General features: G+C 72.1%; 25 protein-coding genes. 15 read left to right on the forward strand and 10 right to left on the reverse strand.

What is annotated here, in order from left to right; genetic code table 11:
• The first annotated feature begins 24 nt into the window (after positions 1-24).
• Positions 25-669: a TetR/AcrR family transcriptional regulator gene (locus ACWD4O_RS21375; RefSeq protein ID WP_451281879.1), complete on the forward strand. Its 645-nt coding sequence runs from the start codon at positions 25-27 to the stop codon at positions 667-669.
• A gap of 3 nt (positions 670-672) precedes the next feature.
• A complete protein-coding gene (locus ACWD4O_RS21380; RefSeq protein ID WP_451281880.1) occupies positions 673-1,023 on the forward strand; it encodes a hypothetical protein in 351 nt (116 codons plus the stop codon).
• On the opposite strand, the gene ACWD4O_RS21385 is transcribed toward ACWD4O_RS21380, so the two are convergent.
• Together ACWD4O_RS21385 and ACWD4O_RS21390 are read right to left on the reverse strand one after the other, a co-directional pair.
• Positions 999-1,898 (reverse strand): MaoC family dehydratase, encoded by a 900-nt coding sequence (locus tag ACWD4O_RS21385; RefSeq protein WP_451281881.1) that lies wholly within the window; start codon positions 1,896-1,898, stop codon positions 999-1,001. The genes ACWD4O_RS21380 and ACWD4O_RS21385 overlap by 25 nt on opposite strands.
• Entirely contained in the window at positions 1,898-3,205 is a 1,308-nt protein-coding gene (locus ACWD4O_RS21390; protein ID WP_451281883.1) for a 3-oxoacyl-ACP reductase, read from the reverse strand. The genes ACWD4O_RS21385 and ACWD4O_RS21390 overlap by 1 nt, the downstream gene beginning before the upstream one ends.
• 152 nt (positions 3,206-3,357) lie before the next feature.
• On the opposite strand from ACWD4O_RS21390, the gene ACWD4O_RS21395 reads away from it, so the two are divergent.
• The 3 genes from ACWD4O_RS21395 to ACWD4O_RS21405 all read left to right on the forward strand — a co-directional run bounded on the left by ACWD4O_RS21395 (position 3,358) and on the right by ACWD4O_RS21405 (position 7,336).
• Complete coding sequence (locus tag ACWD4O_RS21395; protein WP_451282152.1) at positions 3,358-4,644, forward strand: acetyl-CoA C-acetyltransferase; 1,287 nt, start codon at positions 3,358-3,360, stop codon at positions 4,642-4,644.
• A 211-nt stretch (positions 4,645-4,855) separates the two neighbouring features.
• Complete coding sequence (locus ACWD4O_RS21400; RefSeq protein ID WP_451281884.1) at positions 4,856-6,790, forward strand: AMP-dependent synthetase/ligase; 1,935 nt, start codon at positions 4,856-4,858, stop codon at positions 6,788-6,790.
• 6 nt (positions 6,791-6,796) lie between these two features.
• A complete protein-coding gene (locus ACWD4O_RS21405; protein WP_451281886.1) occupies positions 6,797-7,336 on the forward strand; it encodes a hypothetical protein in 540 nt (179 codons plus the stop codon).
• Positions 7,337-7,365: 29 nt separating this feature from the next.
• Here the strand turns inward: ACWD4O_RS21405 and ACWD4O_RS21410 are convergent, their stop codons facing one another.
• Positions 7,366-7,884, reverse strand: a complete 519-nt coding sequence (locus ACWD4O_RS21410) for a GNAT family N-acetyltransferase (RefSeq protein ID WP_451281888.1) — start codon at positions 7,882-7,884, stop codon at positions 7,366-7,368.
• Positions 7,885-7,893: 9 nt separating this feature from the next.
• Positions 7,894-8,397 carry a hypothetical protein gene (locus ACWD4O_RS21415; protein ID WP_451281890.1) on the reverse strand — a complete coding sequence of 168 codons (504 nt, stop codon included), beginning with the start codon at positions 8,395-8,397 and terminating at the stop codon, positions 7,894-7,896.
• 206 nt (positions 8,398-8,603) lie between these two features.
• Between ACWD4O_RS21415 and kstD the strand changes: the two genes are divergently transcribed.
• Positions 8,604-10,388, forward strand: a complete 1,785-nt coding sequence (gene kstD, locus ACWD4O_RS21420) for a 3-oxosteroid 1-dehydrogenase (RefSeq protein ID WP_451281892.1) — start codon at positions 8,604-8,606, stop codon at positions 10,386-10,388.
• A 46-nt stretch (positions 10,389-10,434) separates the two neighbouring features.
• Here the strand turns inward: kstD and ACWD4O_RS21425 are convergent, their stop codons facing one another.
• Positions 10,435-10,872 (reverse strand): hypothetical protein, encoded by a 438-nt coding sequence (locus ACWD4O_RS21425; RefSeq protein WP_451281894.1) that lies wholly within the window; start codon positions 10,870-10,872, stop codon positions 10,435-10,437.
• Positions 10,873-10,876: 4 nt separating this feature from the next.
• Between ACWD4O_RS21425 and ACWD4O_RS21430 the strand changes: the two genes are divergently transcribed.
• Positions 10,877-11,347 (forward strand): hypothetical protein, encoded by a 471-nt coding sequence (locus ACWD4O_RS21430; RefSeq protein ID WP_451281896.1) that lies wholly within the window; start codon positions 10,877-10,879, stop codon positions 11,345-11,347.
• Between the two features lie 400 nt (positions 11,348-11,747).
• Here the strand turns inward: ACWD4O_RS21430 and ACWD4O_RS21435 are convergent, their stop codons facing one another.
• From ACWD4O_RS21435 to ACWD4O_RS21445, 3 genes are all read right to left on the reverse strand, one after another.
• The gene (locus ACWD4O_RS21435; RefSeq protein ID WP_451281898.1) at positions 11,748-12,401 is read right to left on the reverse strand and encodes a class I SAM-dependent DNA methyltransferase; all 654 of its coding nucleotides are present in this window, start codon (positions 12,399-12,401) and stop codon (positions 11,748-11,750) included.
• 81 nt (positions 12,402-12,482) lie between these two features.
• Positions 12,483-12,797 (reverse strand): AzlD domain-containing protein, encoded by a 315-nt coding sequence (locus ACWD4O_RS21440; protein ID WP_451281899.1) that lies wholly within the window; start codon positions 12,795-12,797, stop codon positions 12,483-12,485.
• Entirely contained in the window at positions 12,794-13,531 is a 738-nt protein-coding gene (locus ACWD4O_RS21445) for an AzlC family ABC transporter permease (protein ID WP_451281900.1), read from the reverse strand. The genes ACWD4O_RS21440 and ACWD4O_RS21445 overlap by 4 nt, the downstream gene beginning before the upstream one ends.
• A 68-nt stretch (positions 13,532-13,599) precedes the next feature.
• On the opposite strand from ACWD4O_RS21445, the gene ACWD4O_RS21450 reads away from it, so the two are divergent.
• Entirely contained in the window at positions 13,600-14,172 is a 573-nt protein-coding gene (locus ACWD4O_RS21450) for a helix-turn-helix domain-containing protein (RefSeq protein WP_451281902.1), read from the forward strand.
• A 135-nt stretch (positions 14,173-14,307) separates the two neighbouring features.
• On the opposite strand, the gene ACWD4O_RS21455 is transcribed toward ACWD4O_RS21450, so the two are convergent.
• A complete protein-coding gene (locus ACWD4O_RS21455) occupies positions 14,308-14,511 on the reverse strand; it encodes a cold-shock protein (protein ID WP_003974443.1) in 204 nt (67 codons plus the stop codon).
• Between the two features lie 298 nt (positions 14,512-14,809).
• Between ACWD4O_RS21455 and ACWD4O_RS21460 the strand changes: the two genes are divergently transcribed.
• The 6 genes from ACWD4O_RS21460 (at position 14,810) to ACWD4O_RS21485 (ending at position 20,779) form a co-directional block, all read left to right on the forward strand.
• A complete protein-coding gene (locus ACWD4O_RS21460) occupies positions 14,810-15,667 on the forward strand; it encodes a menaquinone biosynthetic enzyme MqnA/MqnD family protein (RefSeq protein ID WP_451281904.1) in 858 nt (285 codons plus the stop codon).
• A gap of 81 nt (positions 15,668-15,748) precedes the next feature.
• On the forward strand, positions 15,749-17,497 hold the full coding sequence (locus ACWD4O_RS21465) for a protein kinase domain-containing protein (protein ID WP_451281906.1): 1,749 nt from the start codon (positions 15,749-15,751) through the stop codon (positions 17,495-17,497).
• Positions 17,497-18,063 (forward strand): hypothetical protein, encoded by a 567-nt coding sequence (locus ACWD4O_RS21470; RefSeq protein ID WP_451281908.1) that lies wholly within the window; start codon positions 17,497-17,499, stop codon positions 18,061-18,063. The genes ACWD4O_RS21465 and ACWD4O_RS21470 overlap by 1 nt, the downstream gene beginning before the upstream one ends.
• Before the next feature lie 32 nt (positions 18,064-18,095).
• Positions 18,096-18,842 (forward strand): prepilin peptidase, encoded by a 747-nt coding sequence (locus ACWD4O_RS21475; protein ID WP_451281910.1) that lies wholly within the window; start codon positions 18,096-18,098, stop codon positions 18,840-18,842.
• Between the two features lie 80 nt (positions 18,843-18,922).
• The gene (mqnC, locus tag ACWD4O_RS21480) at positions 18,923-20,122 is read left to right on the forward strand and encodes a cyclic dehypoxanthinyl futalosine synthase (protein WP_351904150.1); all 1,200 of its coding nucleotides are present in this window, start codon (positions 18,923-18,925) and stop codon (positions 20,120-20,122) included.
• A gap of 45 nt (positions 20,123-20,167) precedes the next feature.
• Entirely contained in the window at positions 20,168-20,779 is a 612-nt protein-coding gene (locus ACWD4O_RS21485) for a hypothetical protein (protein WP_451281912.1), read from the forward strand.
• Between the two features lie 34 nt (positions 20,780-20,813).
• On the opposite strand, the gene ACWD4O_RS21490 is transcribed toward ACWD4O_RS21485, so the two are convergent.
• Positions 20,814-21,854: a chitinase gene (locus ACWD4O_RS21490; protein ID WP_451281914.1), complete on the reverse strand. Its 1,041-nt coding sequence runs from the start codon at positions 21,852-21,854 to the stop codon at positions 20,814-20,816.
• 398 nt (positions 21,855-22,252) lie between these two features.
• Between ACWD4O_RS21490 and ACWD4O_RS21495 the strand changes: the two genes are divergently transcribed.
• Complete coding sequence (locus ACWD4O_RS21495; RefSeq protein WP_451281916.1) at positions 22,253-22,582, forward strand: hypothetical protein; 330 nt, start codon at positions 22,253-22,255, stop codon at positions 22,580-22,582.
• Positions 22,583-22,586 lie beyond the last annotated feature (4 nt).

Genomic DNA, 22,586 nt, shown 5'->3' on the forward strand with positions numbered 1-22,586 from the left:
TCCGGGCCGAACTAGGCTGGTCCCATGGGTGCCGTGAAGACCAAACGGATGCCGCGTGCGGTCCGTGAGCAGCAGATGCTGGATGCCGCCGTGGAGATCTTCGGGCGGCGCGGGTACATGGCCGCGTCCATGGACGAGATCGCCGAACTCGCGGGCGTGTCAAAGCCGTTGGTGTACCTGTACCTGAACTCCAAGGACGAGCTCTTCACCGCCTGCATCCGCCGGGAGGCGGCGGCGCTGGTGGCCGCGGTGCGGTCCGGCGTCCGTACCGATCTGCCCGCCGACCGACAGCTCTGGGACGGGCTGCTGGCCTTCTTCGCGCACACCGCGGCCCACCCGCACGCCTGGTCCGTCGTGCACCTCCAGGCCCGTACCCACGGCGAGACCTTCGCCGCCGAGGCCGCCGCGATGCGCGAGGAGATCGTCGCGTTCGTGACACAGCTGATCGCCGTCGCCGCCCGCGAGGCACACCGGGATCCCGACCTCCCCGAACGCGAGGTCGCCGGTCTCGCCGAGGCCCTGGTCGGCGCGGCCGAGTCCCTCGCCACCTGGGCCAACACCGCCGACGGCATCACGGCCCGGCAGGCGACCACGACCCTGATGAACTTCGCCTGGGCGGGCCTGGGCAACCTGATGGAAGGCCGTCCCTGGTCCCCGCAGGAGGGCTAGCCCATGGACCACGACGACATCGTGCTCGTGATCGCCCACCCGTTCGGCGACGTCGAGCGCTCCCTGGCCGACTGGATCGCGCGCGGCCCGGGGCGGCCCTACGTACGCCCGGTCCGGGCCCGGTCGCGCACGACGGGCGAGGAACTGCCCCTGACCGTGATCCCGCTCCGGTACCGCAACACGCGGGCCGCCCGCCGGGCGATCCGGGAGGGCCGGTTCCCCAACCCCTGGCCGCGGACCTGGCCCATGCCGAGCCAGGAGGAAGAGGACGCGACGGATGCGTCCCCCTTCTCCCGGCCCGCCTCGGACGACGCCTACGAGAACGACGCCTACGAGAACGACGACGGCTCCTGAGCGGGAGGACCCCCGCGGTCCGTGAGCGGGTCCACGCGGCCGCTCACATGGACCCGGCCCGCCTCCCCGGTCCCGCGCAGCTCGAACCGCTCGCCGTCCGAAGCGAACGCCACCGTCCCCGGCAGCAGGACCGGGGCCCGGAAGTCGGCGTGGGCGTGGACGGCCGACGGGGTGCCGTGGGCGGCGAGGCAGCGGGCGACGGTCCACATGCCGTGCGCGATGGCGCGGGGGAAGCCGAAGAGGCGGGCGGTGAGCGGGTGCAGATGGATGGGGTTGCGGTCGCCGGAGACGGCCCCGTACCGGCGTCCCACGTCCCCGCCGAGCCGCCACTCGTCCAGCACCGCCGGCGGCTCCCGCTCCGGTTCCGGTGCGGGTTCCCTCGGCTCGGCGGACGTCCCGGTGCGGTGCCGGGCCAGATAGGCGCTCGTCGACTCCCAGACCACGGCCCCGCCGGGCCGGTCCCGTAGCTCCGTGACGACCGACGCCTGCGTCCCCCGTCGATGCGGTGTCAACTCGGCTACGCGCACGGAGAGTTCGTAGGCGTCCGCGGACGCGAGCGCGCGGTGGCGGGTGATGTCGATCGACGTGTGGACCAGGCCCAGCAGCGGGAGCGGGAAGTCCCGGCCGCTCATGATGCGCATGGCCAGCGGGAAGCCCAGGACGTGGGGGTAGGTGATCGGCAGGCCGTCGCCGCCGGTGGCGAACCCGCACACCCGTTCGTAGCAGGACAGCCGGTCGACGTCGACGCGCAGGTCGGGCACGACCAGGCGGCCCCCGGCGAACGCGGCTCCCGGGCGGGGTCTCTTGAACGGCGAGAGCAGCGCGCCCCGCGCGAGCAGCGGCCCCAGCGACGGCGTGCTGCGCAGTGCGGTCATCACGCCCCCAGCAGGCTCTGGCCGCACACCCGCACGACCTGCCCGTTCACCGCGCCGGACGCCGGATGGGCGAGCCAGGCGGTGGTCTCGGCGACGTCCACGGGCAGTCCTCCTTGCGCCAGGGAGTTCATCCGGCGGCCCGCCTCGCGGATGAACAGCGGGACCGCGGCCGTCATCCTCGTCTCGATGAAGCCCGGTGCCACCGCGTTGACCGTGACCCCGTGCTCGGCGAGCGCGCGCGGCGCGAGGGCGCGGACCAGGCCGGCGACCCCCGCCTTGCTCGCGCCGTAGTTGGTCTGCCCCGCGTTGCCCGCGAGCCCGGCGATGGAGGCGGTGGCCACGATCCGGCCGCCGGTCCGCAGGGCCCCCTTGGCGAGCAGTGCGTCCGTGGTGCGGAGCACGCTCGCGAGGTTGACGTCGAGCACCGGACTCCAGCGGTCGGCGGGCATGTTGACCAGTCGCCGGTCCCGGGTGATCCCCGCGTTGTGGATCAGCACGTCGATTCCGTCGGGGAGTTCGGCGGCGATCCGCTCGCCCGCGTCGGCGGCGGTGATGTCGAGGGCGAGGGCGCTGCCGCACAGCCGCTCGGCGACCCGGCGGGCGTCCGCCTCGGCCTGCGGTATGTCGAGCACGACGACATGCGCGCCGTCCCGGGCGAGGGTCTCGGCGACCGCCTCGCCGATGCCGCGCGCACCGCCGGTGACGAGCGCGGTGCGGCCGGCGAGCGGAAGCGCCCGGTCGACGGTTCCTGCGGGCCCCTCGGCCCCCACCCCGATCACCTGGCCGCTGACGTACGCAGACCTGGGGGAGAGGAGGAAACGCAGGGTGGACTCGGCGGCCCGGGCGTCGGCCAGCCGGACCAGGTTCACGGTCCTGCCCCGCCCGATCTCCTTGCCGAGGGAGCGCACGAACCCTTCCAGGGCCTGCTGCACGGCCGCCCGGTGGTGGTCGTCGTCGGCGTCGAGGGGCGAGCCGAGGACCACGACGCGTCCGCTCGTCGCGACCGACCGCACGACCGGGTGCAGGGCCGCGTGCACCTCGGCGAGCGTCTCGACGTCCCGGACGCCGGTCGCGTCCAGCACGACCGCGGCGGGGTCGGGGGAGCCGTCGAGGGGCAGCCCGGTGCGGGCCAGGACCGGCGCGAGATCAAGGGCGGTCGTCCCGGCCGTAAGGTGGAGCAAACTGCCTGTGAGGGACGGGTGTTCGGGTGACCATCGCCTGAGCGCCGCCGGCTGCGGAAGGCCGAGCCGTCGAGTGAGGAAGCGGCCGGGTGCGGTGGCGGTGAAGCTCAGATAGCGGTCGGCCATGTTCGTCTCCCACGGGCTCGGCACACTTGCTTACTCCGGAGTAAGGTTACCGTGGGTAAGTCTAGGTCAAGGGCGAGGAGCAGGTCGAGATGAGTGCCCAGGAACCGTCGGAGCCGTCACGGCTGAGACTCGTGGAGTCGACGCCGAAGCAGCTGACCCCCATCGAGCCCCCGAGGGCCCGCCGCGTCGCGATCGTCGGCGGCACGCGCATCCCCTTCGCCCGCTCCGACGGCCCCTACGCCACCGCCTCCAACCAGGAGATGCTGACGGCCGCGGTGAACGGGCTGGTGAACCGTTACGCCCTCGACGTCCCGGGCGTGGTGGGCGAGTTCGTCGCCGGCGCCGTCCTCAAGCACAGCCGGGACTTCAACCTGGCCCGCGAGACCCTCCTCGGCTCGAAGCTGGACGCCCGCACCCCCGCCTACGACATCCAGCAGGCCTGCGGCACCGGTCTCCAGGCCGTGATCGCCGCCGCCAACAAGATCGCCCTCGGCCAGACCGAGTCCGCGATCGCGGGCGGCGCGGACACCGCCAGCGACGCCCCGCTCGGCGTCAACGACCGGCTGCGCCGCATCCTGCTTCAGGCCCGCCGGGCGAAGTCCACCGGCGCCCGCCTCAAGGCCCTCGCGCAGATCCGCCCCGCCCATCTGATCCCCGACATCCCGCGCAACGCCGAACCGCGCACCGGCCTGTCCATGGGCGAGCACGCGGCGATCACCGCCCGCGCCTGGGGCGTCGAGCGCGCGGCCCAGGACGAACTGGCGGCCACCAGCCACCAGCGGCTCGCCGCCGCCTACGAGCGGGGCTTCTTCAGCGACCTGGTCGTCCCCTTCCGCGACCTGGCCCGCGACCAGAACCTGCGCCCCGACTCCACGGCCGAGCAACTGGCCCGCCTGAAGCCCGTGTTCGGAACCGACGGCCCCGACCCGACCATGACGGCGGGCAACTCGACCCCGCTCACGGACGGCGCGGCCGTCGTGCTCCTCGCCTCCGAGGAGTGGACCGAGGCGCGGGGCCTGGAGCCGCTCGCCTATCTGACCGCGTACGAGACGACGGCCGTGGACTTCGTGCGCGGCGATGTGGCCGGCGGCGAGGACGGCTTGCTGATGGCCCCCGCCTACGCCGTCCCGCGCATGCTGGAGCGGACCGGTCTGACGCTGGCCGACTTCGATCTCGTCGAGGTCCACGAGGCGTTCGCCTCCCAGGTGTTGGCGACGCTCGCGGCCTGGGAGAAGCAGGGCCTCGGACCGGTGGACCGGGACCGGCTGAACGTCGCCGGCTCCTCCCTGGCGACCGGTCACCCGTTCGCCGCGACCGGCGCCCGCATCGTCGCGACGCTGGCCAAGCTGCTCGCCGAACAGGGCGGTCCCGCACGGGGGTTGATCTCGATCTGCGCCGCGGGCGGACAGGGCGTCACCGCGATTCTGGAACGAACGTGAAGGATCCTCATATAACCCCCGAGATTGCACAGCCCTAGCCCCGGAACATCCCGGAACACGCACAGGCTCCACACGTGAGCGCCGTACGATCCCCTACCTAACCGGGGGTAACCCCTGTCATCAGGGGCACACCGGTTGAACGCGTCGGTGCGCGAAGCACGTACGTAAATGCAGCAAGCAGTTTCGTAGCTGCACGCCCAGGGAGCCGCCCGTGTCCACCCCGTCTTCAGCTTCAGCCGCAGGGTCGGCCTTCGCCGACTTCGACGCTCCCCCCACCCTCGTCGCACCCGAGACGCGACGACTCGACGGCGCCGTACGGGAGGCGTCCGTCCCGGCCCTCGCGCGCCCGGTGACGTACGGCTCGCTCGCCGACCTGCCCTACGACAACGCGGCCGCCGCCCCCGCGGCGGTGGTGCTCAGCCGCAAGGCGCAGGACGGCGAGTGGGCCGACATCACGGCGGAACGTTTCGCGGCCCAGGTCCACGCGGTCGCGAAGGGGCTGATCGCGGAGGGCCTCGCCCCCGGCGACCGGCTCGCCATCATGGCCCGCACGAGATACGAGTGGACGCTGCTCGACTTCGCGGCCTGGGCGGCCGGGCTGGTCACCGTCCCCATCTACCCCACCTCCTCCGTCTTCCAGACCCGCTGGATCCTCCACGACTCCGGAGCGGTCGCCCTGGTCACCGAGACCGCCGGCCAGGCCGCGGCCCTCGGCCCGGAACTCGACCGGCTGCCCGACCTCCACCACCTGTGGGTCATGGAGAAGGGGCATGTGGACCGGCTGATCGAGGCGGGCGAGCATGTCCCGGACGCCGAGGTCGAGATCCGTCGCGGGATGCTCGTCCCCGACACCCTCGCCACCCTCGTCTACACCTCCGGCACCACCGGCCGCCCCAAAGGCTGCGCGCTCACCCACGGCAATTTCTTCGCCGAGGTCGACAACGCGATCGAACTCCTCTACCCGGTCTTCAAGTCGAAGAACGACGACGAGCTCTCCGTCCTCCTCTTCCTCCCCATGTCCCATGTCTTCGGCCGCATGGTCGCCATCGCCTGCGTCCGCGCCCGGGTCCGCCTGGGCCACGCCCCGAGCCTGAAGGCGGACGAACTCCTGCCCGACATGGCGGCCTTCAGACCCACCTGTCTGCTGGCCATCCCGTACATGCTGGAGAAGGTCTTCAACACGGCCCGCGCACGGGCGGAGTCGGGCGGCCGACTGTCCTCCTTCGACCGCGCGGTCGGCGTGGCCCGCCGCTACGGGGAGGCGGTGGAGGCCCAGAAGACCGGCGACGGCTCCGGCCCGGCGGCCACCCTCCGCGCCGCCCGCACCTTCTACGACCCGCTGGTCTACCGCCGCATCCGCAACGCGATGGGCGGCCGGGTCCGCCACGCGATCTGCGGCGGCTCCCCGCTGGGCCGCCGCCTCTCCTCCTTCTACCTGGGCGCGGGCATCGAGATCTACGAGGGCTACGGCCTGACGGAGACCACCGGCGCGTCGACGGTCACGCCCCCGATGAAACCCCGCCTGGGAACGGTGGGCTGGCCGCTGCCGGGCACGAAGATCCGCATAGCCGCGGACGGCGAGATCCTCATCGCCGGCGAACACGTCCTGCGCGGCTACTGGGACCCGGCGGCCGGGGGAGTGGTCCCGGCGGCCCCCGACGGCTGGCTGGCCACCGGCGACCTGGGCGAACTGGACGACGAAGGCTTCCTGACCATCACGGGCCGCAAGAAGGAGATGATCATCACCGCGGGCGGCAAGAGCGTCGCGCCCGCGCCCCTGGAGAACTGGCTGCGCTCGCACCCCCTGATCTCCCAGGCGATGGTCCTCGGCGACGGCCGCCCCTACGTCTCCGCCCTCCTCACCCTCGACCCCGACGGCCTCACCCACTGGCGTCAGATGAACGGCAAGCACCCGGTCCCGGCGGAGCTCCTGATCGACGACGCGGATCTGAACGCCGTGCTCCAGCGCGCGATCGACGAGTCCAACAAGCTGGTCTCCCGCCCGGAGTCCATCCGCCGCTTCGCCATCCTCCCGACGGACTTCACGGAGTTCTCCGGCCACCTCACCCCGTCGATGAAACTCCGCCGCGAGGCGATCCTGCGCGACTTCGCGGAACAAGTGGAAGGCCTGTACACGCAGCAGTAGGAGAAGATGCCGCTCGTGAACGGCATGAACGCCATGAACGGCATAAGCGGCATGAACATCATCGAGTTCCTCCACCACCCCGACGACGAACACCCGTCCTCCCCCGTCTGGGGCATCCGGGTGGACGGCGCCGATCTGCGCGCGCTGACGGCCTGGGCGACGCGCGAACTGCGGCGGCCGGAGCTCGAGGACCAGTTCGAGGACCAGGAGCGTGAGTCGGCCGAGCTGATCTGGCAAGGCCACGGGGGCCTGGGCGTCCGGGAGTTCGAGGACACCCCGAACCACTTCCTCACCGAGACGGCCCCGGTCCCGCTCCTCGGCTGCCGCTGCGGCCTGTGGTTCTGCGCGCCCCTGATGACCCGCATCGCCGCGACGTCGACGACGGTCACCTGGACGTCCTTCCACTACCCGGAGCGGGAACACTGGGGCGAACTGCCGCTGGGCCCGTTCACCTTCGACCGGGAGGCGTACGAGCGCACGCTGAGATCCCCGACGGCCCTGCCGGAGGACCCCCTGGGCCCGCCACCGCCCGGACTGGGGGTGTAGTCAGGCGGGTGGGTCGGCGTGCCGGTCGCTCAGGGCGCGTCGTCCCGCAGCACGCTGTAGGACACGCTGTCACGCCAGCGCCCGTCCCGGAAAATGACGCTGCGCAGGACGCCCTCGCGGGTGAAACCGACCTTCTCCAGGGCGCGTTGCTCGGCGATGTTCTCCACGTCGGTGTGCGCCTCGATCCGCGCGGCGGGCGTGTGCGCGAACAGGTAGCGGGCCAGGAGGCGTTGGGCCTGGGTGCCGACGCCACGCCCCTGGGCCTGCGGCAGCAGTTGGATGCCCATGTTCCAGTAGTACGAGTGGGGCACGGTGACGACCTTGCGCCAGGCCACGAAGCCGAGCGTGTCCGTGTCGGTCGTCACCATCAGCTGGCCGCCGTCGGCGGAGAGCATGCCGTTCTCGGCCCAGCGGCGCCTGAAGCGCCCGGGATCCGTCCACCCGAACCACGCGAACGGCCCAGCGGCCTCGGGGTCGACCATGAACCGCTCCAGCATCGGCAGATCACCCTCACGAACGGGCCGCAGTCGCACAACGTCGTCAATCACCCGAACACGCTAACCGTGCGCGCGCTGCATCACATAGGTGTTTCCGGCGTCGGGATCGCTGTAGAAGAAGAACAGCACGAGCTTGCTGCGGGCATCGCGGTCCACGTAGAACCGCCAGGTGTAGGCCGAGGGCACCTCGGACGACTCCGTGGGCGCCGGTGTGGCGGCCCGTGTCCCGACCGCCGTCCGGGTCGTCATGGTGAGGCTGATCGTCTGGCCTCCGGCCTGGTCGGCCAGTGCCCAGGTCCCCGTGCCGGTCACGCGCCAGGCGTCGTCGAAGTCGAAGTCCTGGCCGTCGAGTTGCCGAAAGGCCGCAGTCCCGTCCGGGCGGAGGGTGAGCCGCGTTCCCTCGACGCACTCCCAGGTCCCGACGGCCTCGGCCGCTTCGGCGTCGTGCAGCCCGGTGCCGTTGTAGTACTGGTAGGGACCGGCGAGGCCGGCGGTGCATGCGCTCAGTGCGGCGATCAACGCGACGGACGACGCGAGTGACGCACCTGCAAGAGGCCATCTCATGGCCACACCCTCGCAGAGTTTTTGAACGTGTTCAACTCAAGCGGGGTGCGCGATCACGTCGAGGCGGGGTGCCGGCGCGGCGTCGCGCCCTGCGCGTCGTACGTCGACCTTGCACGGGCATTGACTTCACAAGACCCTCGCGGGACATTCCGGGCTCCGCACCCGAAATCATTCATCCATGCGTTTTCTGCGGGCTGGAGTGGGCCATGAACACGAGCGCGGACCCTGCGAGATCTGTCGGACTGCCCTCCCGTAGGGCCGTGCTCGGGGCGGCCACCGCCGGGGCCGGGCTTGCGGTCGCCGGTGGAGGGGCGCGGGCGGCGGATCTTCCGCTTCTCGGTACCTATGACGTCGTCGTCATCGGGTCGGGGGCCGCGGGGATGACCGCCGCGCTCACGGCCGCCAAGCGGCAACTGACGTGTGTCGTCGTCGAGAAGGCGCCGACCTTCGGGGGGTCCGCCGCCCGGTCGGGCGCCGGGATCTGGATCCCGAACAACTCCGTCATCCTGGCCGCCGGGGTGCCGGACACGCCCGCGAAGGCGGCCGCCTATCTCGCCGCCGTCGTCGGGGCGGACGTGCCCGCCGACCGGCAGGCCGCCTTCCTCGCGCACGGGCCCGCCATGCTCTCCTTCGTCATGGCCAACAGCCCGCTGCGCTTCCGCTGGATGGAGGGGTACAGCGACTACTACCCCGAACTGTCCGGCGGACTGCCCGGCGGGCGGTCCGTCGAGCCCGATCAGCTCGACGGCAACCTCCTCGGCGCCGAACTCGCCCGGCTCAACCCCCCGTACCTCGCAGTCCCGGCCGGCATGGTCGTGTTCAGCGCCGACTACAAGTGGCTCGCGCTGGCCGCCGTCAGCCTCAAGGGGGCCGCCGTCGCCACCGAGTGTCTGGCCCGGGGCACGAAAGCCGCCCTGCTCGGGCAGAAGCCGCTCACCATGGGCCAGTCCCTGGCCGCCGGCCTGCGCGCCGGACTGCTCGCCGCCCAGGTCCCGGTATGGCTGAACACCCCGCTCACCGACCTGTTCGTGGAGGGCGGCGTGGTCACCGGGGCCGTCGTCACCCGCAACGGCGTGCCGGGGCTGGTGCGGGCGCGGCGGGGGGTCGTCGTCGGCTCGGGCGGGTTCGAGCACAACGCGGCGATGCGGGCGCAGTACCAGCGGCAGCCGATCGGGACCGAGTGGACGGTCGGGGCGAAGGAGAACACGGGGGACGGGATCCGTGCCGGCCAACGAGCCGGAGGAGCCGTCGCGTTGATGGACGACGCCTGGTGGGGGCCCGCCATCCCGCTCCCCGGCGAGCCGTACTTCTGCCTCGCCGAACGCACCCTCCCCGGCGGCCTGTTGGTCAACCAGGCCGGCGCCCGCTTCGTCAACGAGGCCGCCCCCTACAGCGACGTCGTCCACACGATGTACGACCGGAATCCGACCGCCCCCGACATCCCGGCCTGGCTGGTCGTCGACCAGAACTACCGCAACCGGTACCTCTTCAAGGACGTCGCCCCGACCTTCGCGTTCCCCGCCGACTGGTACAGCTCGGGCGCCGCCCACAAGGCCTGGACCCTGGACGCCCTCGCGGCCTCCATCGGCGTCCCGGCCGCCGCCCTGCGCGCCTCCGTCGACCGGTTCAACACCCTCGCCCTGCACGGCAAGGACACCGACTTCCAACGCGGCGACAGCGCCTATGACCACTACTACACGGACCCGTCCGTACTGCCCAACTCCTGCCTCGCACCGCTCTGGCTGCCCCCGTACCACGCCTTCCGGATCGTCCCCGGCGACCTCGGCACGAAGGGCGGCCTGCGCACGGACGCCCGGGCGCGGGTCCTGCGGGCGGACGGCTCCGTCGTCCCCGGGCTGTACGCCGCCGGGAACGCCGGCGCGGCCGTCATGGGCCACAGCTACGCGGGCGCCGGTTCGACGATCGGGCCCGCGATGACCTTCGGGTACATCGCGGCCCTCGATCTCGCAGCCACGCCCACGCCGGGTTGAGCGCGCCTACGCGGGGTTGAACACGCCCACGCCGGGTTGAACACGCCTACGCGGGGTTGAAGGTGATGACGGCGGTGTAGTCGGAACCGGCGTGGAACTCCACCCGTTGGGTGCGGGACGGTGAACCGATTTTGCTCAGCGGCAGGACCCAGGTCTGCGTGCCGCCGCTGACCGTCCTCGTGGGGCGGGCCGAGGTCTCCGTCCAGCTCCAGTCCGCCGACCGGCTCCGGAAGAGGCCGCCGTTCTCGATCATGTAGTCGGCGCCGAGGGCCGAGGGGGAGGGGTAGGGGAGCTGGTAGCCGGTCTTGGTGTTGCCGTCGGTGTCGATGAACACGTGGTAGAAGGGCTTCGCCGAGCGGAAGGTCACCTTGAACGTCACGGTTCCGGAGGACACGCACGCCGAGTAGTCGGTGAGCGGGCCGGAACCCGCGGCCGAGGTGCAGGAGGGGCCGTCGTCGCTGCCGCCCGCCTTGACGTCGGCCACGTCGGTGCCTGCGCCCGAGCCGGTGTCGGCGTCCTGGCCGGTGGACGGCCCGGCCTGGGTGGGCGCGCCGGCGTTCTTGGCCGACCCCGTGGCCGACGCCTTCGGCGACGCGCTCGTGGCGCCGGGCGACGGCGACGCGGACGGTGCGGTCGACGCCGAGGCCGAGCCGGACCCGCTCGGCGCGCTCGCGTCCGGCCCGGTGCCCCGCGCGTTGTCCGCCGGGCCGCCGCCCGGCATCGAGGTCGCCGACCGCGAGTCCCCGTCACCGCCGCCGGTCCCCACGAAGGCCGCGCCACCGATCAGGGCGGCCACGAGCACAGCGGCCCCCGCCAGCAGCACCGGCCGCGACAACCGCCGCCGGTCCCGGGCCGGGGCAGGGGACGAGGCCGGGTCCGGGTCCGGGGGCGAGGCCGGAGGCGTGGTCGCGGTCGTGGTCGCGGTCCGGGCGTCGGCCGAGGTCCGAGGTGCCGTCTGAGACCGGGGGGTGGCCGTCCCGGTCGGTGGCGTGGCGGAGGCCTCCGCCGCGAACGCGGCCGCCGCCTCGGACATCGGCGGCGCTGCGGCCCCGGACTCCGGGGAGGACGCTGAATCGTCCTCTGCGCCGGTGCGGCCGGGCGGGGCGACGGCAGCCGACGCCGCGGCGATCGCCGACGGTCCCCTCGACCGGCGGGGCAGCGGAGACTGCACTGTTTCGCGTCCTTCCAGCATCCGGGAGAGGGCTGCCGAACACGGCCGGCAGCCCTGAGGCGCCGATCGTACCTGGGTTCGATTGGGATCCAGGTCCAAACCGGCGTCCCGATGTTGTCGCCAAGTTGCTTGCGGAGAACCCCCGTTGGGCCCGACGGCTGCGTGCCTTCCTCAGGGCCTGTCCGGCGCTACAGCGGCTTGCGCAGGATCAGGAAGGCCTGCGGGACCTTCTCCCCGCGGTCGGTGTTCGGCTCCCGTACCGTGCGGGACTGCTCGGTGAAACCGGCCGCGGTCAGCAGCTCGACCATCTGCTCCGGACGGCGCCGCAGGAAGTCGAGGGCGACCGGGTGACCCCAGGGGCGGTCGTGGCGGCGGGGCACGTCGCCGACCTGGAAGCCGAGGAGGAGGTGGCCGCCGGGGGCGAGAACCCGGTGGAACTCGGCGAAGAGGGCGGGGAGTTCGTCCACAGGGGTGTGGATGGAGGAGTACCAGCTGACCGCGCCGTCGAGGGAGCCGTCCGGATGGCCGTCCAGCTTCAGCATCGAGCCCTGCTCGAACCGGATCCCCGGGTTCTCGCGCCGCGCGATCGCCAGCATCGACTCCGAGAGGTCGAGCCCCGACACGGACAGTCCCAGGGTGGCGAGGAACCCCGTGACCCGGCCGGGCCCGCACCCGAGATCGACCACCCGGCCACCGGTGCCGACGAACTCGGAGTACGCCCGCATCACGGCCCGCTCAAGCGGCTGAGCCGCGACCTCGTCACGGAGGAGGTCGGCGTAGTCGTCGGCGATGGCGTCGTAGAAGGTGCGGGTGGCGGTGAGGAAGTCATCGGTGTCCGTCATGGGCGGGGACCCTAGCCGCCCCCACTGACACCAGGTCCCTTCCAAGCCACCCCTGCTGACGATGCGTCCCTTCCGGCATTTCTAGGCGACCCCCAGCGCCCGCAGCCCCCCGGCCGTCGCCGCAGCCGCCAGCACCACCACCGCGAACGGGGCCCTGATCCACGCCAGCACCCCGGCGACCAGCACCCCGGCCGGACGCGCCCACCCGGCGAAGCCGCCGTCCTCGGTCAGCGCGCCCGTCGCCAGCAGCGCGACCAGCAGGACCACCGCCCCGGCGGAAAGCAGCTCCTGGACCCGGGCGGGCAGTTCCAGCCGCCCGTGCAGCGCGGGGCCGATCAACCGGAGGGCGTACGTTCCGACGGCCAGCATCAGGATCACGGCCACCGTCGCACTCATGCCGCGACCTCCTTACGGCCGTATCCGTATACGGCCAGGCCGGCCAGCGCGAGCAGCACCGGCGCTCCGGCCGGGACGAACGGCGTCGCCGCGAGTGCCAGGACCGCGCCGAGGGCCGCCGGACGGCGCAGGCGCGCGTCCTTGCGGAGAGCGGGCAGGACCAGGGCGACGAGGACGGCCGGGAAGGCGGCGTCCAGCCCGTAGACGGCCGTGTCGCCGAGGGCGCTTCCGGCGAGGGCCCCGACGAGCACGCCCGTGTTCCAGACGGCGAACAGGCCGATGCCGGAGATCCAGAACGCGGCGCGGCGGCGGGCGGGGTCCGGCTGGGCGAGGGCGAACGCGACCGTCTCGTCGGTCACCAGGTGCGCGCCGAGGAGCCGCGTCGCCCGGCCGGGGCCGAGGAGGTCGGCGACCGCGAGGCTGAACGCGGCGTTGCGGGTGTTGAGCAGGAGCCCGGTCGCGGCGGCGGCGAGCGGACCGCCCCCGGCGATCAGGATGCCGACCGCGCTGAACTGGGCGGAGCCCGCGTACACCACCAGGGACATCACCACGGGGGCCCAGACCGGCAGCCCGCCGGCCACGGAGATCGCACCGAAGGACAGGCCGACGACGCCGCTGGCCACCCAGACGAGGGAGGCGTCCCGGGTGAGCCGGGCCGACTGGGCGTCCCGGGTGAGCCGGATCAGGCCGGCCCGCTCGGATCGCCACCAGGGTGTTCGTTCTGCCGTACGCATGTTCTCTACAATGAACAGAAGCATCCGAGTTCGTCAAGGCGAACGATCGTACCGATGGAGCGAACGAGATGTCCGAGACGGCCGGAAGCCCGCCCAGACTCCCCCTGGACTGGATCGCCGCGTCCCTGCGGCGCGAGCGCACCCGCGCCGGGCTGTCCCTGTCCGAGCTGGCCAAGCGGGCCGGCATCGCCAAGTCCACGCTGTCCCAGCTGGAGGCGGCGAGCGGGAATCCGAGCGTCGAGACGCTGTGGGCGCTGGGCGTGGCGCTCGGCGTGCCCTTCAGCGCGCTCGTCGAGCCGTCGGCGCCGTCCGTGCAGGTGGTCCGGGCGGGCGAGGGGCCGACCGTCGTCTCCGAGAAGGCCGAGTTCGCGGGCACCCTGCTGTCCGCCAGCCCGCCCGGCGCGCGGCGGGACATCTATCACCTGCGGGTCGAGCCCGGGGCCGTCCGGGATTCGGAGCCGCATATTCCCGGCACGGTGGAGCACCTGATCGTGAGCACGGGGAGAGTGAAGGCCGGACCGGCGGGGGAGACCGTGGAACTCGACCCCGGGGACTACATGACCTACCGCGGGGATGTGCCGCATTCGTACGAGGCGCTGACGCCGGGCACCACGTTCATCCTGGTCATGCAGCACGTCTGACGGTCTCGTCATGCAGTACGTCGTACGTCTGACGTGCTGCATATGCCGGGGCAAAGGCAGGAGCCCCGTGCCGAAAGGCACAGGGCTCCTTGGGTACTGCTCTCAGACTTGCGATCTCACGGGTGTGAGGGAGGTTCAGACGGGAGTGACGTTCTCCGCCTGCGGACCCTTCGGGCCCTGCGTCACGTCGAAGGAGACCTGCTGGTTCTCCTCGAGCGAACGGAAACCCTGCGCGTTGATCGCGGAGTAGTGGACGAAGACGTCGGGGCCGCCGCCTTCCTGGGCGATGAAGCCAAAGCCCTTTTCGGCGTTGAACCACTTCACGGTTCCGGTAGCCATAAGCCCTCCTTGGGCCCAAAGGGTTGCCCTGCTCCAGAACCCTGCAAGCGTGAAAGCAAGTGCCGCACAACTGCATACGTCTGAAAACGACGAGAGCCCGCGGTTACATGCTCCGCAGGCTCTGTACTGCAAGGGAAACCAAACTGCAACTTGCGGCGAGCCTAGCACGCAGGCTGCCGAATGCAATAGAGGTCAAGATCACGTCACCCGGATGTTTGAAGATCCCTGAAAGAGGTTGACCCGGAGGCGCTCGGGGGTCGGAGTCCGGCGCGCCCGGGACGGGGTCTAGCCTCACGATGTGGACAATTCTCGCACCCGGCCGCGCGTCGGCCACATCCAGTTCCTCAACTGCCTGCCCCTCTACTGGGGGCTCGCGAGAACCGGCACCCTCCTCGACTTCGAGCTCACCAAGGACACCCCGGAGAAGCTGAGCGAGCGGCTGGTGCACGGCGACCTCGACGTCGGTCCGATCACCCTCGTCGAGTTCCTCAGGAACGCCGACGACCTGGTCGCCTTCCCCGACATCGCCGTCGGCTGCGACGGCCCGGTGATGTCCTGCGTGATCGTCTCGCAGGTCCCGCTGGAGGAGCTGGACGGCGCACGGGTCGCACTCGGCTCGACGTCCCGCACCTCGGTGCGCCTGGCCCAGCTGCTCCTGGCCGACCGCTTCGGGGTCCGGCCGGACTACTACACCTGCCCGCCCGACCTCAGCCTGATGATGCAGGAGGCCGAGGCCGCCGTGCTCATCGGCGACGCGGCGCTGCGGGCCAACCTGCTGGACGGACCGCGGCTCGGCCTGGAGGTGCACGACCTCGGCGCGCTCTGGAAGGAGTGGACCGGCCTGCCCTTCGTCTTCGCGGTGTGGGCGGCCCGGCGCGAGTACCTGGAGCGTGAGCCGGTCATCACCCACCAGGTCCACCAGGCCTTCCTCGACTCCCGCAACCTCTCCCTGGACGAGGTCGGCAAGGTCGCCGAGCAGGCGGCCCGCTGGGAGGAGTTCGACGAACACGTCCTCGAGCAGTACTTCACCACCCTCGACTTCCGCTTCGGCGAGGCCCAACTGGCGGCCGTGGCGGAGTTCGCCCGCCGTGTCGGCCCGACGACGGGCTTCCCGGCCGATGTGAAGGTGGAACTGCTCCGGCCCCGATCTGCGTAATCTGCTGCAGAACGTGTTGCACGACGTGTTGCACACAGCGTGCTGCACGACGTGCTGTGCACGGGGGAGGGGTGGACGGCCATGCAGCCGCTCGGAGACGACGAACCCACGACCGTGGGGCCCTACCGGCTGCTCGGCCGACTCGGCTCCGGCGGGATGGGCCGTGTCTTTCTCGGCCGCAGCGCCGGCGGCCGCACGGTCGCCGTCAAGATCGTGCACCCGCACCTCGCGCTCGACGAGGAGTTCCGCGCCCGCTTCCGGCGCGAGGTCGACGCCGCCAGACGGGTCGGCGGGGCGTGGACCGCGCCGGTCCTGGACGCCGACCCCGAGGCGGCCGTCCCCTGGGTGGCCACCGGCTACGCGGCGGGCCCGTCCCTGGCCGCGGCGGTCGCCTCCGACGGGCCCCTCCCGCACCACTCCGTGCAAGTGCTGGGCGCGGGCCTGGCCGAGGCGCTCGCCGCCGTGCACGAACTGGGCCTGGTGCACCGGGACGTGAAGCCGTCCAACGTCCTGCTGACGGTCGACGGCCCGCTGCTCATCGACTTCGGCATCGCCCGCGCCACCGACGGCACCGCCTCGCTCACCTCGACCGGCGTCTCGGTCGGCTCGCCCGGCTACATGGCCCCCGAACAGATCCTCGGCCGGGGCGCGTCCGGTGCGGCCGACGTGTTCTCCCTCGGCGCGGTGCTGGCCTACGCGGCGACCGGGCAGCCCCCGTTCCCCGGGGACTCCTCGGCCGCCCTCCTCTACCGGGTCGTCCACGAACCGCCGGAACTGGGCGAGCCGGAGGGCGGACTGCTCCGGGGCGACCTGCGGGAAGTCGTCGAGGCCTGCCTCGCCAAGGACCCCGCCGCCCGACCCGCCCCCGCCGACCTCGCCCGACGGCTCGCTCCCGAAGGCGCGGCCCGACTGGTGGCGGACGGCTGGCTGCCGGGTGCGCTGGTGCAGCAGGTGGGGCGGAGCGCCGTCCAACTGCTGAACCTGGAGGGGACGGCGGCGGGGGCGGCTGTGGCCCCGGTCGCGTCCGGGCCGGTGGCCTTCAGCAGTGCGGCGGTGACGTCCGGGGAGTTCGGTCCGCCGCCGGTCATGGACGCACCGGCTTCCACACCGGCTTCCACACCGGCTTCCGTGCCGGCCTCCGTTCCGGTGCCGGTGTCGGCACCGGTGTCGGTGCCCGAGCCGCGGGACGCCGAGCCGTCGGCCGCCCCCGGCAAGGTGTCCGTCACCGTGGCCGCCTCCGCCGCGGCGGGCGAGGGCGGGCGCGGGCGTCGGCTGAGCTGCACCGTCGCGCTGGCGGTCGCGGGAGCGATGGCGGCGGTGACGGTCGGTTCGGTCTTCCTGTTCGACCTGCTGCCGGGCGACCGCGACAAGGACTCCGCCGCCGGCAGCGACTCCTACTCGGCGCAACCGACGGCGGACTCGACGGCGGACTCGACCGCTGCCGCGAGCGGCGGCCCCGCCGACGGCGCGTCGCCCGCCGCGCTCCCGGCGAACTACGTCGGCACCTGGGAGGGCCAGGGCAGCGGACTCAGCGGCACACTGCCGATGGGCACCTTCCGGGTGACGGTCCAACAGGCGGACGTCGGCGAGAAGTTGGGCGAACTACGGCAGACGGACGTGCTCGGCGGAGTCTGCGTCGACCTGCTGACGCTGAAGCAGGTGACGCAGAAGGAGGTCGTCGCCACCTCGGTGGGGGCGGAGAGCAACCACGGCGGCTGCAATCCGCAGGCCCACACCATCACGCTCACCCCGACCGGCGACGACCTGACCTACGCCTCCGACAGCGCGGCCGAGGGCAATCCGGTGGCCCGCATGTCGAAGGTCTCGTAGTGGGCGCCGGTACCGGCCGGTTCCGGGCCCGCGACGGCTGGGGTCTCGCCGGGGGCGTCCTGCTCCTGGCGGCTCTGCTGGCCGTCCTGCTGACCGCGATGGGCCTGCTGAAGTGGTTCGTGCGCGTGACCGCGCCGGTGCTGGTGGAACTGCCCGGCGGCGGCTGGACGGTCGGCGCCGGGCTCGGGCTGCTGTCGGTGGCCGGCTGGGTCGGCGGGGCGTGGTTCTCCGCCCCGGAACGCAACCGGGGCCGCACCCGGCCGGTGCGGATCGGACGTTCGATCGGGGGCGCCCTCTGCTGGACGGCCGGGTTCGGCGCGATGATGTACGTCCTCGGCGCGCTGCCCGGCAGGAACTGCAGTTCGGGCGGGGCCATGTGCGACTACATCCCGGGCACCGGCAGCGCCCTGCTGGCCTACGCGGCCACGGCGGCCCTGCTCGGCTACCTCTGGTACCGCCGCCGCGGCGCGGTGACCTCGGCGCAGCGCGCGCAGGAGCAGGCCCGGCTGAAGCGGCTCCGCAAGAAGGGCAAGGGGAAGAGCAGGACCGCGCGGGGGAGCCGGTGAGCACGGCGGCGATCACGGGGATGTACACGGCGATGAGCACGCCTCCCAGCGACCTGGCGCTCGCCGCCGTCGCCGCGCTGTGGGGCGCCGCGGCGGGGGTGCTGCTGCCGCGGGCCGCCTACCGCTTCTCGGCGCCGTGGGAGGAACGGGAGGGCGGCTGGCGGGAGACCTGCCCGGCCGGTCACCCGATCGGCGGATGGCTCGGGCGCGCGCACTGCCCTCGGTGCCGGGCCTCCTACGCCCCCGGCGCGCTCCTCCTGCCCGCCCTCACCGCGCTCCTCTGCGCCGCCCTCGCCCTCGCCACCGGCACCCGGCCCGAGCTGGCCGTCTGGCTGCTGCTCGCGCCGGTCGGGGTGCTGCTGGGCGTCGTCGACGTGCGGGTGCGGCGGCTGCCCGATCCGCTCACCCTGCCGCTCGCGGCCGCCGCCCTCGCCCTGCTGGGCCCGGTCGCGCTGCTGCCCGAGCACGCCGGCCACTGGACGACGGCCCTGCTGGGCGCGCTCGCCCTGGGCGGCGCGTATCTCGTGCTGCACCTTGTCAACCCCGGCGGGATGGCCTTCGGCGATGTGAAGCTGGCGCTCGGGACGGGCGCCGTCCTCGGCTGGTACGGCTGGGCGACGGTCATGCTGGGCACGTTCGCCGCGTTCCTGTTCGGCGCGCTGTACGGGGGCGCGCTGGTCGTCCTCGGGCGGGCCGGACGCAAGACGTTGATCGCGTTCGGGCCGTTCATGCTCGTGGGGACCTTCGCGGGGCTGCTGATCGGCGCGTACACGGCCTGAAGTCGGCCTCGTCGGAGCGCTGGCGTAGGCTGGTTCGGTCCGTCCAGAACCCTTGATCCTTGACGAAAGGGACGCCCCCGGTGACCGAGAAGGCCGACCTTCAGTCCGTGCTCGACCGTGCCGCGGCCGGTGGGCGGATCACGCCGGAAGAGGCCCTCGACCTCTACCGCGACGCCCCGCTGCACGCGCTCGGCGCCGCCGCCGACGCCGTACGCCGCCGTATGTACGCCGGCACCGAGCACATCGCGACGTACATCATCGAGCGGAACATCAACTACACGAACGTGTGCGTCACGGCGTGCAAGTTCTGCGCCTTCTACGCGCCCCCGAAGGACACCGCCAAGGGCTGGACGCGCGATCTGGACGACATCCTGCGCCGCTGCGCGGAGACCGTCGAACTCGGCGGCACCCAGATCATGTTCCAGGGCGGGCACCACCCGGACTTCGGCGTCGAGTACTACGAGAAGCACTTCGCCGCCATCAAGCAGGCGTACCCGCAGCTGGTGATCCACTCCCTGGGCGCGTCCGAGGTCGAGCACATGGCGCGGATCTCGAAGGTGAGCGTGGAGGAGGCGATCACGCGCATCCACGCGGCCGGTCTCGACTCCTTCGCGGGCGCCGGCGCCGAGCTGCTCCCCGCCCGCCCCCGCAAGGCGATCGCCCCGCTGAAGGAGTCCGGCGAGCGCTGGCTGGAGATCATGGAGACCGCGCACGGGCTGGGCGTCGAGTCGACGTCCACCATGCTGATGGGCACCGGCGAGACCAACGCCGAGCGCATCGAGCACCTGCGGATGATCCGTGACGTGCAGGACCGGACGGGCGGCTTCCGCGCCTTCATCCCGTACACCTACCAGCCCGAGAACAACCACCTGAAGGGCCGCACCCAGGCGACGCTCTTCGAGTACCTGCGGATGATCGCGATCGCCCGGCTGTTCATGGACAACATCCGGCACATCCAGGGCTCTTGGCTGACCACCGGCAAGGAGGTCGGCCAACTCTCCCTGCACTACGGCGCGGACGACCTCGGCTCGATCATGCTGGAGGAGAACGTCGTCTCGTCGGCCGGCGCCAAGCACCGCTCCAACCGCCTTGAGATCATCGACCTGATCAGGAAGGCGGGCCGCGTCCCCGCGCAGCGCGCCACGACGTACGAGCACCTCGTGGTCCACGACGACCCGGCGAACGACCCCGTCGACGAGCGGGTCATGTCCCACATCTCGTCCACGGCGATCGCGGGCGGCACGGCCCACCCCGAACTGAAGCTGCTCGCCTCCAATTAGCCTTCGCCTCCCATTGGCTTCGATGAGTTTCCGACTAGGGCTGCTGTGCTGACGATCCACTCCGACTCCAGGGGCCGGGCGCTCGCCGTCGAGGGCGCCTGGGTCGCCGAGGCCGGCCCGCTGGAACAGCTCGTCGACGCGTTTCCGCGGGCCAGGGTGCGCCGGTGGCCCGGCATCCTCACGCCCGGACTGATCAACCTGCACGGCACGGAGCTGCTGGACGGGGCCTACCACCCGGATCCGCGGGAGGCCGACGAACTGGGCACCGCGCCGCTGACCGGGGACGCGCTCACGGCGCTCGCCCCGGACGACGCCCGCTGGGGCGCGAGCGCCCGGCGCGGGGTGCAGCGCATGCTGGCCCACGGCACGGTCGCGGCGGCCTGCGAGGGCGGCGAACCGGCCCGTCGCGCGGTGCGGGACGCCGTACGCCGGTCCGGCCTCGCGACCATCGGCCGGCTCGGGCAGCCCGGCGGGGCGCCCTCGCTGGATCCGTACGCGTGTGGCCTGCCGGTGGAGTTCGCCCGGCCGAGGGAGCGCGGCTCCGCCGCCCGGTTCGCCTTCTTCGACGTCCCCGACGAGACGGCCCTCGCCACCGCCGGCGCGGGAACCTGCGTGGCGACGGTGGTCGAGGGCCGCCTCGTGTACAGACGGCGCTAGGCCGACCTCAAGGGGCTGAGGCGGGGGCCGGGGCCTACTCCGAGAACGCCTCCGCGAAGGCTCCGGCCTCCTGGTCGACGCCACTGCAGTTGGTCAGCGCGTCGTCCGTGTCGGTGCCCTCCTCACACTGCTGGTCCCGGAACGTCGACCACATCGACACCCAGGAGATGCCCTTCTCCTTGGCGAACGTCCGCACCTGCGCCGCGTCCTCGAGCGTGAACGTCTCGTTGTCGACGTCGTTCGTGCCGATCATCGAGGTCAGCGCCATCGCCTTCCACGCATTGACGTCCGTCGTGCCGAAGACCTCCTTGAGCTGTGCCTGCGCGGCCGTCGCCGCGGTGATCGCGTACCCGCCCATGTCGCCGGAGTACGACTCGCCGTAGTTCATCGTCATGAGGTTGACGGTGGATACCTGTACGTCGTATTTGTTCGCGGACGCCAGCAGCGCCAGGCTGTCGGCGTCCAGCCCGGAGGGCATCACCGGGAGCGTGAAGGAGACCTCCAGGTCCGTGCGCTCCTTCTGCAAGGCCGCGATCGCCTCGGAACGCAGGGCGACCGAGGCGGAGTCGGTCAGTTCGTCGCCCTCGATGTCGAAGTCGGCCTGGGTGGAGCCGGCCGCGTCGAGCGCCGCGCCGTACGCCTCCGCGAGTGCGGACGCGCTGTCGCAGGTCGCCGCCAGTTCGTCGCCGGAGGCCCCGCCGAAGGAGACGCGCACCGTGGCGCCCGAATCCGTCAGCGCCGCGATCCGGGACTTCACGGTCGTGTCGTCGATGGCGAGCGTGCCGTTCCACTTCGGCGTACAGCCGCTGCCGCTGCCGATGACGAACGCCAGGTTGTACGTCGCCGGCGAACCGGCGGAGTCGTTCTCCGACGCCTCCCCCGCGCTCACGTACGGCGCGTAGGAGGTGCTGGTACTGGATGAGCTCGCGCTCTCCGATGGAGAGGGGCTGCTGCTCGCCCGTTCGGTGGCCGCGGGCGCCGCGTCCGACGTGCTGTCGGAGCCCGCGGAGCATCCCGATACGGCCAGGGCAAACAGGCAGGTGACCCCAGCCGTCGGCATCAGGAAACTCCTCATTGCGTATGCACCCGCTCTCGTGATTTCTGTCTCAGGACGGAAACAAAAGGCGTTTCCGAATTGGAAATGTCTCACATGTGGGCGGATCGCGCGGGAACAGTGGACACACAGGCAGGTCATGGACGCAAGCGCGCAAAAGGTGATAACCACCCGCCCAAAAGGGACAATCAACCCTCGCATGGGAGATCGATGTTGCGCAGGGCTTTCAAGCTTCTCTCAGGGAAGAGACAGGTTCACGCGTTTCTCATTGGTCTCTCACAAGTGGTTCAGAGTCAGCGCCACATAAACGCTCTCTAATATCCGGGGATATGCAATCCGAGCCTGCCATCGAAAGCCGTGCCGCCTCTCGCGGCAGCCGTCGCGGCCGCAAACGTGACGTCGCCTCCGCCGAGGGGCCCGTGTTCGTTGACAACTCCGGACGCAGGTCGAAGATGCTGCGCCGGATCGGTCTTCTCATGGGCGTGGGCTGCCTCGTGTACGCCGTCGTCCTCGGAGCCGCCTTCATGGGCTGGGGCACCTCGCTGACCCCGTCCTCGCTGCTGCCCTTCGGCGGCAGAGGCGGCCCGGGCGGTTCCCAGAACTCCGGCCCCGGCGGCGTCCAGCCGCAGGGCGGCGTCGGGACCCCGCCCTCGAAGCCCAACGGCACCCCGCCGTCGGGCGTCGCCACCGGCGAGCCGCCGAGCTCCGCCCCGACCGCGACCGCGAGCGCCTCCGCGGCCGCCAACTGACCGG

The organism is Streptomyces sp. NPDC002623, from assembly GCF_053592635.1.

Bases quoted from the DNA above. Each gene is read 5' to 3' on its own strand.
- ACWD4O_RS21375 (WP_451281879.1), top strand. From the start codon at position 25: ATGGGTGCCGTGAAGACCAAACGGATGCCGCGTGCGGTCCGTGAGCAG.
- ACWD4O_RS21380 (WP_451281880.1), top strand. From the start codon at position 673: ATGGACCACGACGACATCGTGCTCGTGATCGCCCACCCGTTCGGCGAC.
- ACWD4O_RS21385 (WP_451281881.1), bottom strand. From the start codon at position 1,898: ATGACCGCACTGCGCAGCACGCCGTCGCTGGGGCCGCTGCTCGCGCGG.
- ACWD4O_RS21390 (WP_451281883.1), bottom strand. From the start codon at position 3,205: ATGGCCGACCGCTATCTGAGCTTCACCGCCACCGCACCCGGCCGCTTC.
- ACWD4O_RS21405 (WP_451281886.1), top strand. From the start codon at position 6,797: ATGCCGCTCGTGAACGGCATGAACGCCATGAACGGCATAAGCGGCATG.
- ACWD4O_RS21415 (WP_451281890.1), bottom strand. From the start codon at position 8,397: ATGAGATGGCCTCTTGCAGGTGCGTCACTCGCGTCGTCCGTCGCGTTG.
- kstD (WP_451281892.1), top strand. From the start codon at position 8,604: ATGAACACGAGCGCGGACCCTGCGAGATCTGTCGGACTGCCCTCCCGT.
- ACWD4O_RS21435 (WP_451281898.1), bottom strand. From the start codon at position 12,401: ATGACGGACACCGATGACTTCCTCACCGCCACCCGCACCTTCTACGAC.
- ACWD4O_RS21440 (WP_451281899.1), bottom strand. From the start codon at position 12,797: ATGAGTGCGACGGTGGCCGTGATCCTGATGCTGGCCGTCGGAACGTAC.
- ACWD4O_RS21445 (WP_451281900.1), bottom strand. From the start codon at position 13,531: ATGCGTACGGCAGAACGAACACCCTGGTGGCGATCCGAGCGGGCCGGC.
- ACWD4O_RS21450 (WP_451281902.1), top strand. From the start codon at position 13,600: ATGTCCGAGACGGCCGGAAGCCCGCCCAGACTCCCCCTGGACTGGATC.
- ACWD4O_RS21455 (WP_003974443.1), bottom strand. From the start codon at position 14,511: ATGGCTACCGGAACCGTGAAGTGGTTCAACGCCGAAAAGGGCTTTGGC.
- ACWD4O_RS21465 (WP_451281906.1), top strand. From the start codon at position 15,749: ATGCAGCCGCTCGGAGACGACGAACCCACGACCGTGGGGCCCTACCGG.
- ACWD4O_RS21475 (WP_451281910.1), top strand. From the start codon at position 18,096: ATGAGCACGCCTCCCAGCGACCTGGCGCTCGCCGCCGTCGCCGCGCTG.
- ACWD4O_RS21490 (WP_451281914.1), bottom strand. From the start codon at position 21,854: ATGAGGAGTTTCCTGATGCCGACGGCTGGGGTCACCTGCCTGTTTGCC.